The following is a 15,205-nucleotide window of genomic DNA, read 5'->3' as shown; positions in this document are numbered from 1 at the left end:
TGCCGTGAAAACGAGAAAAACACAGAATGACGCGCGGCGCGTGCCGCACCCATGCCGCCTGGCGGCCCTGCTGGCTCTGGCAACCGCGCAAGCGTTCGGGGCGGCCGAGGGCGAACCCATGCAGATGGCCGAGGTGGAATTCAATCCGCAGTTCCTCGTGAACCGCGGCGCGCCCGTGGACCTGGCCCGCTACAACCGCGGCAACGTCGCCGCGCCGGGTACGTATCGAGCGGATCTTTCCGTCAATGGCATGCAGTTGGGGAGCGTCCAGGTCACGCTCAAGCCGGTCGGCGCTCGCCACGGCAATGCGCTGCCCTGCTTTGATCGGGAGCTGCTCGAGCGCGCCGGCGTCGATTTGAATGCGGTTGACGCGCGGGCGGGCGGCGCGATTCCGGCTGCGGCGCCGGGCAGGGAGACGCCGCAGGCCTGTGCGCCGGTCGATGCCTGGGTGCCCGGCGCGACGGCGGCCTTCGATACGGGCGAGCAGCGGCTGGACGTGACGGTCCCGCAGGCGGCGATGAAGCGCCAGCCGCGCGGCTACATCGACCCGCGCTATTGGACGGACGGCGTGCCCGCCGGCCTGTTGCAGTACAACGCCAACTATTTCCGGTCCGACCAGCAGGGGCATGCGGTGTCGCAGGGATACCTGGGACTGTCCGGCGGGTTGAACGCCGGGCCCTGGCGCCTGCGCCATAGCGGCAACCTGACGACCGGCTCCGCCGCGGATTCGCGCTATCGAAGCGTGCAGACGAACGTGCAGCGCGCGATCCGGTCGATGGGCAGCCAGTTGGTGATGGGTGACGCGTACACGGACGGCGCGCTGTTCGACAGTTTCGGCTTTCGCGGCGTGCAACTGTCGACCGATGACCGGATGTTGCCGCAGAGCCAGCGCGGCTATGCGCCCCGCGTGACAGGTATCGCGCGCAGCAATGCCGTGGTGCGCGTGCGGCAGAACGGCAGCGTCATCTATGAAACCAACGTGGCGCCGGGGGCTTTCGTCATCGACGACCTGTATCCGATGGGATATGGCGGCGAGTTGATCGTCGAGGTCACGGAGGCGGATGGCAGTGTGCACCAGGCGAGCGTGCCTTATGCGGCGGCGGTGAATGCCTTGCGGCCCGGCGTGACCCGTTACGGGTTGGTGGCGGGCGCGTACCGGGATCCCTTGATGCGAGGCGATCGGCCCTATGTGATGCAGGCCACGCTGCAGCACGGATTCACCAACATGCTGACGGGCTATGGCGGCGTGATCGCCAGCCGCGATTACGCCGCGGGCATGGCCGGCGTGGCGTTGAACCTGGAGTGGGGCGCGGTGGGCCTGGACGCGACGCAGTCGCGCGCCGAGCTGGGCGCGCAAGGAAAGCGATCCGGTCACAGCGTGCGCTTGTCGTATAGCAAGCTGATCGCGCCGACCGACACCAACATCACCGTGGCGGCCTACCGTTACTCCAGCCGCGGTTATCTCGACCTGCGCGATGCGATGTCGCTGCGCCACGGCGACCGCGACGCCCGCCGCGACAGCGCCGACAGTCTCTCCGGCGGCAATCCGACCGGGGGATTCCTGCGCGGCCGTCTGCAATTGACGGTGAATCAGCAGCTGCCGTCGGGCTGGGGATCTTTCTACCTGAGCGGGTCTTCGCAGGACTACTGGAACCGCCCGGGCCGGGACACGCAGTTCCAGGCGGGCTACAGCACCAGCATCGGCCGGGTCAGCGCCGGCCTGTCGCTTGCCCGTCAGTACGATGCCTCATCGCAGCGCTGGGACAACGTGGCGATGCTCAATATCGGCATCCCCATCGGCAGCGGCGCACGGCAGTTGTATGCCTCGACGAACGTGCAGAACAATTTCCGCGGCCGCACCGATGTTCAACAGTCGGTCACCGGGGCGACGGGCGAGGACGGCGCCCTGACCTATGGCGTGAATGCGAGTCGCAGCCTGGGGGGGGCGGCAGCGTCCTCCGTGGCGGGGGGCAGCGCGGCTTACGCATCGCCCTACGCCACCATGGCGGCAAATGCATCGGGCGGACGCGGGTTCTCGCAGTATGGCGCCACGGTGTCGGGAGGCGTGGTGGCATATGGCGGTGGCGTCGTATTCACGCCCGCGCTGGGCGATACCGCCGTCGTGGTCGAAGCCCGGCATGCCGCCGGCGCGCGGGTGGCCAGCGGCAGCGGGTTGCGCATCGATCCCTGGGGCCGCGCGGTCGTCTCCAATCTGACACCGTTCGCCAGCAATGAAATCGAAGTCGATCCCAAGGGCCTGCCCTTGAGCGTGGCGCTGAAGTCGACCATTCAGCACGTGGCGCCGACCGCGGGCGCGGTCGTGCCGGTGACGTTCGAGACCGAGGGCGGCGGCCAGGCCGTGCTGGTGCGGGCGCGGTTGTCCGGCGGCGACCCGGTGCCGTTCGGCGCACGGGTCGTCGACTCGGCGGGCAACGACGTCGGCACGGTGGCGCAGGCCGGCCGGCTGCTGCTGCGCAACGCGGCGGCGGGGGCGTCGACGTACCGGGTCGTCTGGGCGCAAGGCGAGGGCGGCCAATGCCGCCTGGCGGTGACGTTGCCGGCGACGCCGCCGGCGCCGGCCGCGCGGATGTGGACGGCCGTAGACAGTCGCTGCGAGTGAGCGCCGTCGGCGGGCGTTGGGGGCGGCGACGGTGACGTCAGAACCGGTAGGCCGTTGTCAGCAGCACCGTTCTCCCTGGATCCAGGTAGATGCGTGTGGCCACGGCATGGCCGGCGTACAGGGTCCGGTCGAACAGGTTTCGCACGCCCAGGGTGGCGCTGAAACGGTCGCGACGGTAGAACAGACTGACATCGGTGCGGGCCTGCCCCGCGATGCGGAAGTCGCCGAATCCCTGGCCGTCGCCGGCATATCCGCTCTGTACATACACGCCGGCGCCCAGACCCCAACCGCTCCAGGCCGGGTCCAGGAACGTGTATTTGGCCCACAGGCTGGCCATGTGCCTGGGTATGGGATTCACCTGGTTGGCCGCGGGCCGGAAGTCCGTGTACGTATAGCTGGCGACGGTTTGCCAGGCTGCCGTCAATTGACCCTGCAGGCTGAGTTCCAATCCTCGGCTTCTGCCGCTGTCAACCTGTCGGTACAGGGGAGAGTCCGGTATGGGTTCGAGGTAATGGTCGAGCGATGTCTGAAAAAGGGCAATGGACGCGTTGAGCGGGCGGTCGGGCCAGTCGAACTTCATTCCCGCTTCGAGGGTCTTGCTGCGGATGGGCCGTACGCTCGCGGTGCCTTGCGCCGCGGGCTGGTAGGTGGAGAAGCCGCGCGAGTACGCGCCGTAGAGCGACATCGTGTCTGAGACGTCGAAGCTCAGGCCCAGCTTTGGCGTCCAGGCGCGCTCGGTCGGTCCGCCCTCTTGCGGCAATTGATTCAGCGCAATCCCGGCCATCACATGCCAGCGCTTGTCCAGGGTCATGAAATCCTGGGCATAGGCGCGCGAGGAGCGCAGCGGCGAATTGGACAGGCGCTCGATATTGGGCGTGATGTCCGAAGACGGGAACGGGACCCGGGGGGAGAAGACGTTGCCCGGGAAAAGATCCCCCGACGCGATCGTGGTGTCGACCGAGCTTGCGTAATAGGACAGGCCGGTCGTGACGTCGTGGGTGGCGCGGCCGGTGTCGAACCTGCCCTGCAGATGGCCGTCGACGACGGTGTTGCGCTGGCTGCTGTCCTCGCGGAATGGCAGGTAGTAGGCCCCGCCCTGCGGATTGGCGGGCCCCAGCCGGTAGGCGTATTCCGTATGGCGCTGCCGGGTGACGCTGGCGCTGCCGTTGAAAGACCAGTTGTCGTTCAGTTGCTGGCGCAGTGCGAAGTATGGGCGGGTTTGTTCGTAGTTCGTGTGATCATCCGCGTTGGCGATAGGGCCGGACAACGTGGCCGGGCGTCCGTTCACCGTGACCGTGAAAGGGCTTGTCGGCAGGCGGCCCTGCGAATACTGCAGGCCCAGTTCGATGCGCGTCGTACCGTCGTCCCACGCGGCAGAGGGAGCAAGGTAGGTTTCACGCAACCCCCGGTACCCCGCGGTATTGCCGTCCGCCCGGGTGGTCGAAAGAATCAGGCGGTACTGCAGGCGGGTGTTGTCGGGCGCGGTGCCGGCGACATCCATCGACACTCCCGCGCGGCCCCGGGATCCGGCCTCCGCGCGGATTTCCCGGACGGACTCGGCCTGCGGGCGCTTCAGCATGACGTTGACCACGCCGCCGTGGGTGATATCGCCCATCGCCGCCGAGTCAATGCCCTTGAGCACTTCCACCCGTTCCACGCCGATGGCGGGGATACGGAAGCCGAACTGTGGCGCGATGCCGTCCAGCAGAAGGCGCGAGCCGTAGCCGCGCATGTCGTAGGCGTCGTTGTCAAAGCCGTAGAACTGCGGGTTGTTGCTGACGCCCGGCACGTTGCGCAGCAAATCGAAGAGCGTCTGGGGCTGCTGGTCTTCGATGATCTGCCGGGTCAGTATGTGGATGGATTGGGGGATCTGTTTGATCGGCGTGTCGGTTCCGGTGGCCAGAGTGCTTGTCGACGCGGCATAGCCTTCTTCAGGCGGAATGCCCTCGACCTGCACCGGACGCAACGTGGCAGCCCCCGAAACGCCGTCCTTTGCCGCTGCGGTGGTCCGCAATACATAGCCGGCCTGTCCCAATGCCGTCGCGGTCAGGCCGGTACCGCGCAACAATTCCGCGAACGCCGCATCGACGGTGTAGGCGCCGGACAGGCCAGGGCTGTGCTTGTCCCGTATCAGCGCGGGATCGTAGGACAGGGAGAGATCGGCGGCATTGGCGAATCGATCCAGCGCGGCCGACAGCGGCCCGGCGGGAATGGAAAAGACCGCAGGCCCAGGGATGGCCGCTCGCGGTTGGGCGTGACCGATGGCTGGCAGGGCACAGGCTGTCGCCAGGAAACTGGCGAGCAGGACCCGCCTCAGCGGTAGCCTCAAGGGTGGCAGTGCCGCGGCGGGCCGGCAGGAACGCATGCGGCCTCGGCCTAGCGGGGACCGACCGTGACCCAGTAGGCGGTGCGCCGCGTGACGCGGACCGGCAGCGCCTCGGCCAGCAACCGCAACGCAAGGTCCGTATCGTCCAGGCGGTACGTTCCCGAAACGGGCAGCGCCGCCACGTCGGGGTCGCAGCGCAGGATGCCCGGCCGGTAGCGTCCCAGTTCCTCGATCAATTGTCCCAGCGGCACGTTGTCGACCTGGATGCGCTTTTGCAGCCAGAGCGGATCGGCCTGAGAGAGTGAACGCGCCGCCGGTTGCACCTGGTTCCGCGTGAACGTCGTTTTCCATCCGGCCTGCAGAACCTGTGCCGAGGTCGCGGAATCTTTCGGCGTGATCTCCACCGCGCCCTCGAAAACGGCGACCTGCTCTTCGCGGTCGCCCAACTGCACTTCGAAACGTGTGCCCAGGGCGCGCACCTGTCCAAACCGGGTCTGTACCAGGAACGGCCGGGGCGGCTGGGCGCTGTCGGCGGCCGTGACGATGTAGGCCCTGCCCGCCACGACTTGCACGCTGCGACGCTGATCGTCGTAGACGACATTGGCCGCGCTGGCGGTGTCCAGTGTCAAGGTGCCGCCGTCCGGCAGCGCGATCAGGCGCTGTTCGCCGGTGCTGGAGCGGTACTCGGCATTCCAGGCTTGCCAGGGCAGGCGGGTGACCACGTAGCCCGTCGGCGCGGCCAGCAAAAGGAACGCAAGTGTCTTGAGCGCCGTCCGTCTTGCCGCGGCCTTGGGCGCGTTCAACGCAGCGCGGCCGACGCTTCCCGGCACGGTCTGCAGCTTCGCCGTCAGCGATTCCGTCAGGTGCGCGTACTTGCGGTGTTCGTCGCTTTGCTGCGTCCATTGACGCCAGGCCGTCCAGTCGGCCTCGGTGGCGCCTTCGTCGGAAAGCCGCATCATCCAGGTCGCCGCTTCCTGGATCAGGTTGGCTCGGGTCGTTGCTTGTGTCATGTCAGAGTGGCCAGGCATTGAGCGAAACCCATCACCATGTAACGCTTCACGGTGCTAAGCGATACGTTCAGCTTGTCGGCAATTTCCTGGTAGGTCAGTCCATCGACCTGGGACATCAGAAAGGCCTCTCGGGCCTTGCCCGGAAGTTTACTCAGCATGGCATCGATCTCGAACAGGCGCTCCAGGATTTCCGCCTGGGACTCGACTGAAGGAACGTAGTCTTCGGGTTCAAGCGCGAGTGCATCCAGGTACGTTTGCTCGATCGCCTTGCGGCGATACCAATGCGCGACCAGGCCCTTGGCGACCACGGTGAGGTAGGCCCGAGGCTCGTTCAGTTCCTCGGCGGGAGGCTTGGTCAATACGCGTTCGAACGTATCGTGTGCCAGGTCGGCGGCGGTGTCCGGGTTGCCAAGGCGCTTTCTGAGCCAAGCCTTCAGCCAGGAATGATTCTGTTCGTATAGCTCCGCGAATTTGCGCATGGAAAAATGCCAAAAAAAAGCGGCGGGTGCTGATTCCGGGTGGCAAAGCGTAGCATGTAGCCATACCGGTTCGCCAGCACTCGTGGCAAACAGGAGACGGGGGCATAATCCCTGCCAATCGTCAGTCTTCGCAGTCGACCAGGAGTGGACCCATGAGAGCGGCAAAGTGCCTTTCGGTTATCAAATGGAGCCTGTTGTGCGGCCCGCTGCTGCTGGCGGCGGCTGGCTGTGGCACGCGCCAGGCCGCGCCTGTCGCGCCTGCCGCACCCAAGGCGTCGAAGCTGGAGGCGCCCGTGAAACACGTGGCGGACCAGGCGCTGGCGGTCAAGGGCGCCGCCGGAGAAGGCGCGTTGCCGCTCTATGCCTCCGCCGATATCCATGCGCCGGCGCCGACGATCTCGACGGTGATGATCGTGATCCATGGCACGCTGCGCAACGCGGATACGTATTTCGGCACCGGCAAGGAGATCGTGGCGGGGGCGGGCCGGTCGGCGGGCGGCGTGATGGTCGTCGCGCCCCAGTTCCTGACCGCGCCGGATGTCGAGAAATTCTCGATGCCGGCGCAGACCCTGAGGTGGACCCAGGAAGGCTGGAAAAGCGGCGAGCCGGCCATCGGTCCGGCGCCGCTCAGCTCGTTCGAGGCGATCGACGCGCTGCTGGATCACTTCGCGGACAAGAAGCGCTATCCCGCCCTGAAGCGCGTGGTCGTGATGGGGCATTCCGCGGGCGCGCAGATCCTGCAACGCTATGCGGCCGTGGGGCGGGGCGGCGGCGCATTGGCGCGGCGCGGCATTCCCCTGCGCTACGTGGTCGCCAATCCCTCCAGCTACGTGTACTTCAGCGATGACCGCCCCGCGTTGCCGGCCGGCGGCGCCTGTCCCGCCGCGACCAGATGGAAGTACCAGCTCGAAGGCGGTCCGCCTTATGTCGCCTCGCAGGACCCCGCGGCGGTGGAATCGAGATACGCCGCGCGGAACGTGGTGTACCTGCTGGGCCAGGCGGACACCGATCCCTACACCCACTTCATCGACCGCTCCTGCGGCGGCATGGCGCAAGGCCCCAACCGGCTGGAGCGGGGCCGCGCCTATTTCGATTACCTGACGCGCAGGCATCCCGCCGGCTTGAACCAGAAGGTCGTGGAAGTGCCGGGCGTGGGCCATGACAACCTGGGGATGTTCACCTCGGCATGCGGCATCGCGGTGCTGTTCGACCGGCCGCTGCCGGCGAGCTGCCCGGTGGTCGGGCGATGAGATCAGGGGCGCCCGCCTGCGCTGGTGCGCGCGGCGGGCAAGGCGTCACGCGGCCTTCCTGATCACCACCGGAATCGACTTGTAGCTGGGCGTGCCGCTCTGCTTGTCCTGGTAGTCCAGCGGGCACAGGTTGTTGGCCTCGGGGTAGTAGGCGCCGACCGAGCCGGGCGCGATGTCGTAGGCGATCGCGGTCAGTTGCAGGTGGCGGTGCGCCTGGCCCGGCAGGCCGCTGTGCAGGTCCACCTTGTCGCCGTGCTTCAGGCCGTGGCGCGCCAGGTCGTCGGCATGCATGAACAGCACGTCGCGCCGGCCGAACACGCCGCGATAGCGGTCGTCCAGGCCGTAGATGGTGGTGTTGTACTGGTCGTGGCTGCGCAGCGTGGTCAACGTCAGCGCGCCCGCCGCGACCGCGCCCGGATCCTCTTGCAGGCCCTTGAACGGCAGGAACTCGGCCTTGCCCGACTTCGTTTTCCAGATGCGTTCGGTGGGCGGCAGCGGCAGGCGGAATCCGCCCGGCTTGAGGATGCGTTCGTTGTAGCCGCGAAAGTCCGGGTAGACCTTTTCGATCAGGTCGCGGATGCGGCTGTAGTCCTCGACCAGGTGGAGCCACGGCACGCGCGTGTCCGGTAGCGTCGCCGCCGCCATGCCGGCGATGATGGCGGGTTCGGACCGCAGGTGTTCGGAGGCCGGCGCGAGCTTGCCGCGCGAGGCGTGCACCATCGACATCGAGTCCTCGACGGTGATGGATTGCGCGCCGCTGGCCTGCACGTCGCTTTCGGTGCGGCCCAGCACCGGCAGGATGATGGCGTCGCGGCCGATCAGCAGGTGCGAGCGGTTCAGCTTGGTGTTCATGTGCACCGCCAGGTCCAGCCGGCGCATGCCCGTCTCGCATTGTTCGGTGTCGGACAGCGCCATGGCGATATTGCCGCCCAGGCAGATCAGCACGCGGGCGTCGCCGTTCACCATCGCCTTCATGGCGTCGACCGCGTCGTGTCCGTGGCGCTCGGGCGGCCGGAAGCCGAAGGTCTTCTCGATGTTGTCGAACATCACCGGGTCGATCTTCTCGGTGATGCCGACGGTGCGGTTGCCCTGCACGTTGGAGTGGCCGCGCAGCGGGCAGATGCCGGCGCCCGGCCGGCCGAAGTTGCCGCGCATGAGCAGCAGCGCGGCGATCTGCTGCACGTTCTGGGTGCCGCGCGCGTGCTGGGTGATGCCCATGCCGTAGGTCACGATGGTGGCGTTGGACTTGGCGTAGGCCGCGGCGACCTGCTCCAGGTTGGCGCGCGTCAGCCCGCTGGCGCACTCGATGTCGGCCCACGCGGTGGCGTCCAGGTCCGCGACGTAGGCGTCGAAGCCGTGGGTGTGTTCGGCGATGAAGGCGTGGTCGATCGCGCCGGGCGCCTGCCGGTCCAGCGTCAGCAGCGCCTTCATGATGCCCTTGAGCGCGGCGGCGTCCCCGCCCACGCGCACCTGGTAGTACGTGGACGCGATGCGGGTCGAGCCCAGCGTGCCCATCTCGATCGGGTTCTGCGGATCGGCGAAGCGTTCCAGCGCGCGCTCGCGCAGCGGGTTGAAGACGATGATGGGCACGCCGCGGCGGGCGCATTCGTGCAGCGTGCCCATCATGCGCGGATGGTTCGTGCCGGGGTTGTGGCCCATCGAGATGATCAGGTCGCAGGCGTCGAAGTCGTCCAGCGATACCGTGCCCTTGCCGATGCCGATGGTCTGCGGCAGCCCGACGCTGGTGGCCTCGTGGCACATGTTCGAGCAATCGGGGAAATTGTTGGTGCCGTACTCGCGGGCATACAGGCTGAACAGGAACGCCGCTTCGTTCGAGGCGCGGCCCGAGGTGTAGAACTCGACCGAATCCGGATCGGACAGGTTGGCGAGGGTGCGCCCGATGTGCTGGAACGCGGCGTCCCATTCAATCGGCTGATAGGTGTCGGTGGCGGCATCGTAGCGCAGCGGGTGCGTCAGCCGGCCGGCGTCTTCCAGGTCGTGATCGGACCAGGTCAGCAGCTCGGTCACGGTGTGCGCGGCGAAGAATTCCGGCGTCACGCGTTTCTTGGTGGCTTCCCAGGTCACGGCCTTGGCGCCGTTTTCGCAGAACTGGAAGGTCGAGGTGTGGGCCTTGTCCGGCCACGCGCAGCCGGGACAGTCGAAACCGTCGGGCTTGTTGGTGCGAAACAGCAGCACCGGCGCCTCGGCGATCCGCATCTGGTCCGCGATGGCTTGCGCGGTGGCCTTGAGCGCGCCCCAGCCGCCGGCGGGCGCGTCGTAGCGTTGGATGCCGGTCAGGTTGCGTGATGTCATGTGAGCCTCTTCATGTCGAGCCGCGCAGCGGCGCGCCAGCCGCTGCCGGCGTCCGGGCGGTCCGGGCCGCGCAAAAATGGTGGGTGGCGGTGGCGCCGGCCACCGCCAGGATCATCGGCACCAGGAACCCCTGGTCCACGCGCGTGAATTCCAGGAGCAGGACGGTGGCCGTCAGCGGCATGCGCATCGAGGCCGCCAGGAAGGCCGCCGCGCCCACCACGGCGTAGGCGCCGGGCGGCGCGTCGGGCCAGATCAGGTTCCAGGCGCCGCCCAGCACCACCGCCAGCAGGGCGCCGATGGCGATGCCCGGCGTCAGCAGGCCGCCGGACGCGCCGGCGCGCAGCGAACCGCTGGTGATCGCCACCTTCAACACCAGCAGCAGGGCCGCCATGCCCAGGGTCAGTTCGCTGCTGAAGCCCAGCTGGGCCGGGCCCTTGCCGTTGCCCAGCAGCGCCGGCAGGAAGACCGCCAGGACGCCGATCAGCGTGAAGTTCACCAGTGCCGCCAGCGGCAGCCGCCAGCCGCGCGCCGCCTGGCGCCGCGCGGCCGATGTCAGTTGCACGAAAGCGTGCGCCGCCACGCCGAAGACCGGCCCGGCCAGCACCGCCCAGACGATCAGGCTGGCGCCCGCCGTCATCGGCGGCACCGCGTATTGGATTTCGTTGCCCAGCCCGATCCAGGCGACGACGGCGCCGATGCTGCATGTGGCCAGTGCCACGGCCGCCGCGGGCCACGCGAACGTGCCCAGCAATACTTCCAGCACGAACAGCGCCGCGCCCAGCGGCACGTTGTACACGGCGGCCAGGCCCGCGCCCGCGCCGCACGCGACGATCAACCGGCGCTGGTCGGGCGGCAGGCGCAGCCATGCCGATACGCCGCCGGCCGCCAGCGCGCCGACCTCGCGCGGCGCCACTTCGCGCCCCAGGGGCGATCCCAGCCCGACGGTCACGATCTGCAGCAGGGCATGCGCCAGGGTGGTCCTGGCCGGCATGCGGGCGGCGGGGTCCTGCACCGCCTGTGTCACGCTGACCAGCGGCCGTCCGAAGCGGTAGACCAGCCACCAGCCGCCGCCGGCCACCAGGCCGCACAGCATCAACACCGCCAGGCGGCGGACGTCGCTGGCGGCTTCGACGCCCTGGAGGAAGGTTTCGGTCCCGACGATGCGGTCCAGGCTGTAGCCGTACGCCAGGTGCTGCACGGCGTGCAGCAACATGCCCAGCAGCATGCCGCCCAGGCCGGCGGTCAGGCCGGTCAGGAGGATGGCGAGCAGGAATCGGGGGAGGGATGCGGGGGGATCGTCAGCCGGCGCTTCATTCATACCAGGATGGGCTCCTGTCGACGGCGAGCGGCGGGGGCCCGCTTTCGATTGATGATGATGGACTGTAGGCCGGGTGGCGTCAACGAATTGTTAAGAGCCGGCGGGGGCAGGCCGCCGGGGGGATCGCCGGCCCGCATCCGCGCCCGGCGGCGGGCTCGGCGCCGCCAGCGCTCAGTAGGCCTTGCCCGCGATGCGGTTGGCCCAGTCCAGGTCCAGCCAGCGCGGATCGGCGGGGATCTTGTCCAGGTTGCCCAGGTCCACCTGCGTCTGCAGCGCATCGGTCAGCGCCTGCGGCGGGATGGCCACGGAGTCGGCGAACACGCCGTCCTCGATCAGGCGCGTCACCGACTTGCGCACCACCTCGGGCGGCAGGTTGGGGAACAGCTTCAGGCCGCTCTGCACCGCCGCCTCGGGATCCTTGCGGATGGCCTTGAGCGCGCGGTCCAGTCCCGAGACCAGCTTTTGCGACACCTTGGGGTCGATATCCTGCCGGGTCGAGATGGCCGAGAAGGTGTAGGGGCCGATCTCGCGCGAGAAGGCGGACACCACCTTGTAGCCCTGGGCCTCGGCCTGCGAGGCGCCCGGCTCGTACAGCACGGCGCAGTCGGCCTGGCCGGCCGCCAGCGGGCCGACCTCGTTGCCCAACGGCACTTCCAGCAGGTTCAGGTCGCGCTTCGGATCGAGGCCGGCCTTGCGGACGATCTTCAGGAAGGCCGAGGTGCTGGTGGTCGGCATGGCGCCGGTGGCGACCGTGGCGCCCTTCAGGCTGGTGAAGTCCTTGAAGGCGAAGGAGGACTTGCACGTCAGCCAGACGCCCAGGCGGTTGAGCGTGCCGCCCACGACCTTGACGGGCGCGCCGCGGCCGAACGAGATGGCGGTCCATTCGGGGCCATGCAGCGAGAAGTCGGCGCTCCTGGAGATGACCGCGGCCAGGGCGTTGGTCGAGGACGAGGCGACGTCGATGCGTACGTCCAGGCCTTCTTCCTTGAAATAGCCGTGCTCTTCGGCGAAGTACACCGGCAGGTAGAAGACCGACTTGAACGCCGCGGACACCACGGCTTTGTCGTTGGCGTGGGCGGCCAGGCTGAAAAGAGACAGGGCGGCGGCGAGCGCCAGGCGGGTACGCTTCATGGGGCGGGATCAGAGTTTGAATTGGGTGGCGTAGGTCTGGTCTTTCCAGCGCAGCAGTCGTTTCTCGGCGATGTCCACGCCGGCGTAGAGCACGAAGCCCAGCAGCATGAGCGTGAAGATGCCGACCCAGACCGTGTTCAGGTCATACAGCGACGAAGCCACGAAGATGACGTGGCCGATGCCGTACTTGGACGAAATGAATTCGCCCACCACGGTGCCGACCAGCGCGAAGCCGATATTGATGCGGAAGGTGCTGATGATGTAGGGCAGGGCGGCGGGCACCACCACCTTGCCGAACACCTGGCCCTTGGTGGCGCCCAGCGACACCATCATGCGCTGGATGTCCGGGTCGGTGTCCTTGGCGGCCTGGAAGGCGGCCAGCAGCGCGACGATGGCGGTCAGCGAGATCGACAGCGCCACCTTGGAGATGACGCCGGTGCCGAACCACAGGATGACCAGCGGGGCGAAGGCGATCTTGGGAACGCTGTTGATGGCCACCAGGATCGGCTCCACTACCTTGGCGGCGTAGGGCGAATACCACAGCGACAGGCCGGGCACGGTCCCCAGGGCGGTGCCGACCACGAAGCCCAGGGCCGACGCCCACAGCGTGTAGGCCGCATGTTCGGCCAGTTCGCCGGAGCGGATCAGCTTCCAGGCGGCGTCCACCACGCCGGCCGGCGAGCCGAACAGGAAGCCGTTGATGTAGCCCGCGCGCACGCCCAGTTCCCAGCTGCCGAACAGGATGACCAGGATGGCGAGCTGGGCGACCAGCACGGGCGGGCGCAAGCGGCGCGGACGCGGCGCGGCGGGCGCGGGCGTGGACAGGGTGGTGCTCATGCGGCCTCCGCCTGCCCGGTCTGGATGTCCAGTTCCTGGCAGAGGGTGTCGAAATAGGAAGAGAAGCGCGGATCGCGCCGCGCCGCCAGCGGCGATGCCTGCGCGCCCAGCGCGATGTCATGGACGCGCTTGAGGCGGCCGGGCCGGGCGCTCAGGACGAAGATGCGTTGCGACAGCGCGATGGCTTCGTCGATGTCGTGCGTCACCAGCACCACGGTCTTGCCCTGCCTGCGCGCCGTGTCGGCGAGCATGGTTTCCAGGAACAGGCGCGTCTGGTAGTCCAGGGCGGAGAAGGGTTCGTCCAGCAGCAGCACGTCGGGATCGGGCAGCAGCGTGCGGGCCAGCGCCACGCGCTGCCGCATGCCGCCCGACAGGGCCTTGGGGTAGCTGTCCTGGAACTGCAGCAGGCCGAAGGTGTGCAGGTATTCGCGGGCGCGCTCGACCGATTCGGCGCGCGGCGTGCCGCGCACTTCCAGCCCGACGATCACGTTGTCCAGCACCGTGCGCCAGGGCATCAGCAGGTCGCGCTGCAGCATGTAGCCGACGCGGCCGCGCAGGTCGGCCACCGGCTTGCCATCGAGCGCGATGCTGCCGCTGTCGGGCTCCAGCAGGCCGGTGAGGATGTTGAACAGGGTGGATTTGCCGCAGCCCGAGGGGCCGATGATGCTGACGAATTCGCCGCTGGCGGCCTCCAGGCTGATGTCGTCCAGCACCTGCACGCTGCCCTGGTCGCCATGGAAATGCTTGCTGATGCCGCGGACCTGCAGCTTGGGAACGGAAACGCTCGACATGCGGGACCCGCTCAGGTGGACGACAGTTCGAAAGCCACCACGTCTTCGGCCGGCACTTCCAGGGCTTCGTTGAATCGCTTGAAGAAACTGCACAGCGCGATGCGGATCGTCAATTCGACCACGCCGGCTTCGTCGTAATAGCGGCTGACGCGGGCGCGCAGTTCGTCGCTGATGCGCGCGGCGTCCAGCGTCACCGCCACGGCGTAGTCGCGCACGGCCAGATCATGGTCGTCCAGGCCCGGCACCTGCGGTTCCAGCAGGCGGTCGATGGCCTCCTGCGAAATGCCCTGCGACGCCAGCTTGGGTTCATGCAGCGCCACGCAGTAGTGGCAGGCATGCGCCTTGGAGGCGGCCAGCAAGGCGATTTCGAGATGGCGCGGCGAAATCAGGCCATCCTTCTTGGACGCGACGAGATAGGAGAACAGATGCCTGAGCGCCGGCGGCCGCGGCAGGAACGCGCCAAGCATGTTGGCGTAGGGGCCGTAGTCTTTGAGCAGCTGTTGGTAGAGGGCGGCGGTGTCGGGATCGAGCTTGCTCGGATCCGGGGGAGAAAGGCGGGACACGATGGATACGGTGATTGACTGACGCCTGCATCCTAGCCAGCGCGGCGCGCCGGGAGAAATACATATGTCCCATATTCATATAACCGCCGCGGCCGCGGCGGTCATATGAACTCCGTTATCGCGATATGTGATACCTCAACGCCGGGGAAGATCCCCGCGATACACGAGATGGATCTTGTTGCCGTCGGGGTCGCGCAGATAGGCGCCGTAGTAGCCGTCGCCGTAATGCGGCCGGGGACCGGGAGCTCCCTCATCCGCGCCGCCCGCGGCCAGGCCGGCGGCATGGGCGCGGTCCACTGCCTGTGCGTCGGGTGCGAGGAAAGCCACCATGCTGCCGTTGCCGGCGCTCGGGGGTTGCCCGTTGAACGGCGCATAGGCATAGAAGCGCGGCAATGTCGCGCCGGGAACGATCCAGCAGCGCGATGCGGGACCGCCGTCCGGCGTGACCGGCCGCTGGCGCAGGCCGAGCGGCTCGAGGATGGCGTCGTAGAAGTCCGAGGCGCGCGCCAGGTCGCTGACGCCGACGGTGATATGACTGAACATGATGCGTGCTCCTTGCGTGTTGTC

Annotated in this window: 12 protein-coding genes; 2 read left to right on the top strand and 10 right to left on the bottom strand. The window is 68.0% G+C overall.

What is annotated here, in order from left to right; all coding sequences use genetic code 11:
* Positions 1–4 precede the first annotated feature (4 nt).
* Entirely contained in the window at positions 5–2,620 is a 2,616-nt protein-coding gene (locus H0523_RS11850) for a fimbria/pilus outer membrane usher protein (RefSeq protein WP_082404307.1), read from the top strand.
* Positions 2,621–2,657: 37 nt separating this feature from the next.
* On the opposite strand, the gene H0523_RS11845 is transcribed toward H0523_RS11850, so the two are convergent.
* From H0523_RS11845 to H0523_RS11835, 3 genes are read right to left on the bottom strand one after another with little or no spacing between them, the layout of a single operon-like run.
* Positions 2,658–4,949, bottom strand: coding sequence for a TonB-dependent siderophore receptor (locus H0523_RS11845; RefSeq protein ID WP_180180061.1), 2,292 nt, complete (start codon positions 4,947–4,949; stop codon positions 2,658–2,660).
* A gap of 47 nt (positions 4,950–4,996) precedes the next feature.
* Complete coding sequence (locus H0523_RS11840) at positions 4,997–5,956, bottom strand: FecR domain-containing protein (protein WP_180180060.1); 960 nt, start codon at positions 5,954–5,956, stop codon at positions 4,997–4,999.
* A complete protein-coding gene (locus tag H0523_RS11835) occupies positions 5,953–6,435 on the bottom strand; it encodes a sigma-70 family RNA polymerase sigma factor (RefSeq protein ID WP_054428895.1) in 483 nt (160 codons plus the stop codon). The genes H0523_RS11840 and H0523_RS11835 overlap by 4 nt, the downstream gene beginning before the upstream one ends.
* Before the next feature lie 152 nt (positions 6,436–6,587).
* Between H0523_RS11835 and H0523_RS11830 the strand changes: the two genes are divergently transcribed.
* Entirely contained in the window at positions 6,588–7,685 is a 1,098-nt protein-coding gene (locus H0523_RS11830) for an alpha/beta hydrolase (RefSeq protein ID WP_054428894.1), read from the top strand.
* A gap of 45 nt (positions 7,686–7,730) precedes the next feature.
* On the opposite strand, the gene H0523_RS11825 is transcribed toward H0523_RS11830, so the two are convergent.
* The 7 genes from H0523_RS11825 to H0523_RS11795 form a co-directional block, all read right to left on the bottom strand.
* The gene (locus tag H0523_RS11825) at positions 7,731–9,998 is read right to left on the bottom strand and encodes an FdhF/YdeP family oxidoreductase (RefSeq protein ID WP_054428893.1); all 2,268 of its coding nucleotides are present in this window, start codon (positions 9,996–9,998) and stop codon (positions 7,731–7,733) included.
* A gap of 10 nt (positions 9,999–10,008) precedes the next feature.
* On the bottom strand, positions 10,009–11,316 hold the full coding sequence (locus H0523_RS11820) for a chloride channel protein (protein ID WP_054428892.1): 1,308 nt from the start codon (positions 11,314–11,316) through the stop codon (positions 10,009–10,011).
* Positions 11,317–11,487: 171 nt separating this feature from the next.
* Positions 11,488–12,447: an ABC transporter substrate-binding protein gene (locus H0523_RS11815; protein ID WP_054428891.1), complete on the bottom strand. Its 960-nt coding sequence runs from the start codon at positions 12,445–12,447 to the stop codon at positions 11,488–11,490.
* A gap of 9 nt (positions 12,448–12,456) precedes the next feature.
* A complete protein-coding gene (locus tag H0523_RS11810; protein ID WP_054428890.1) occupies positions 12,457–13,284 on the bottom strand; it encodes an ABC transporter permease in 828 nt (275 codons plus the stop codon).
* On the bottom strand, positions 13,281–14,075 hold the full coding sequence (locus tag H0523_RS11805) for an ABC transporter ATP-binding protein (protein ID WP_054428889.1): 795 nt from the start codon (positions 14,073–14,075) through the stop codon (positions 13,281–13,283). The genes H0523_RS11810 and H0523_RS11805 overlap by 4 nt, the downstream gene beginning before the upstream one ends.
* An 11-nt stretch (positions 14,076–14,086) precedes the next feature.
* Complete coding sequence (locus H0523_RS11800) at positions 14,087–14,638, bottom strand: carboxymuconolactone decarboxylase family protein (protein WP_054428888.1); 552 nt, start codon at positions 14,636–14,638, stop codon at positions 14,087–14,089.
* 135 nt (positions 14,639–14,773) lie between these two features.
* A complete protein-coding gene (locus H0523_RS11795; protein WP_054428887.1) occupies positions 14,774–15,181 on the bottom strand; it encodes a VOC family protein in 408 nt (135 codons plus the stop codon).
* Between the last annotated feature and the right edge of the window lie 24 nt (positions 15,182–15,205).

This window comes from Achromobacter insuavis (assembly GCF_902859645.1).
GTDB classification, from domain to species: domain Bacteria; phylum Pseudomonadota; class Gammaproteobacteria; order Burkholderiales; family Burkholderiaceae_B; genus Achromobacter; species Achromobacter insuavis.
This window is presented reverse-complemented; position numbering and strand designations above follow the sequence as displayed.

Bases quoted from the DNA above. Each gene is read 5' to 3' on its own strand.
- H0523_RS11795 (WP_054428887.1), bottom strand. From the start codon at position 15,181: ATGTTCAGTCATATCACCGTCGGCGTCAGCGACCTGGCGCGCGCCTCG.
- H0523_RS11830 (WP_054428894.1), top strand. From the start codon at position 6,588: ATGAGAGCGGCAAAGTGCCTTTCGGTTATCAAATGGAGCCTGTTGTGC.
- H0523_RS11815 (WP_054428891.1), bottom strand. From the start codon at position 12,447: ATGAAGCGTACCCGCCTGGCGCTCGCCGCCGCCCTGTCTCTTTTCAGC.
- H0523_RS11810 (WP_054428890.1), bottom strand. From the start codon at position 13,284: ATGAGCACCACCCTGTCCACGCCCGCGCCCGCCGCGCCGCGTCCGCGC.
- H0523_RS11835 (WP_054428895.1), bottom strand. From the start codon at position 6,435: ATGCGCAAATTCGCGGAGCTATACGAACAGAATCATTCCTGGCTGAAG.
- H0523_RS11840 (WP_180180060.1), bottom strand. From the start codon at position 5,956: ATGACACAAGCAACGACCCGAGCCAACCTGATCCAGGAAGCGGCGACC.
- H0523_RS11825 (WP_054428893.1), bottom strand. From the start codon at position 9,998: ATGACATCACGCAACCTGACCGGCATCCAACGCTACGACGCGCCCGCC.
- H0523_RS11805 (WP_054428889.1), bottom strand. From the start codon at position 14,075: ATGTCGAGCGTTTCCGTTCCCAAGCTGCAGGTCCGCGGCATCAGCAAG.
- H0523_RS11820 (WP_054428892.1), bottom strand. From the start codon at position 11,316: ATGAATGAAGCGCCGGCTGACGATCCCCCCGCATCCCTCCCCCGATTC.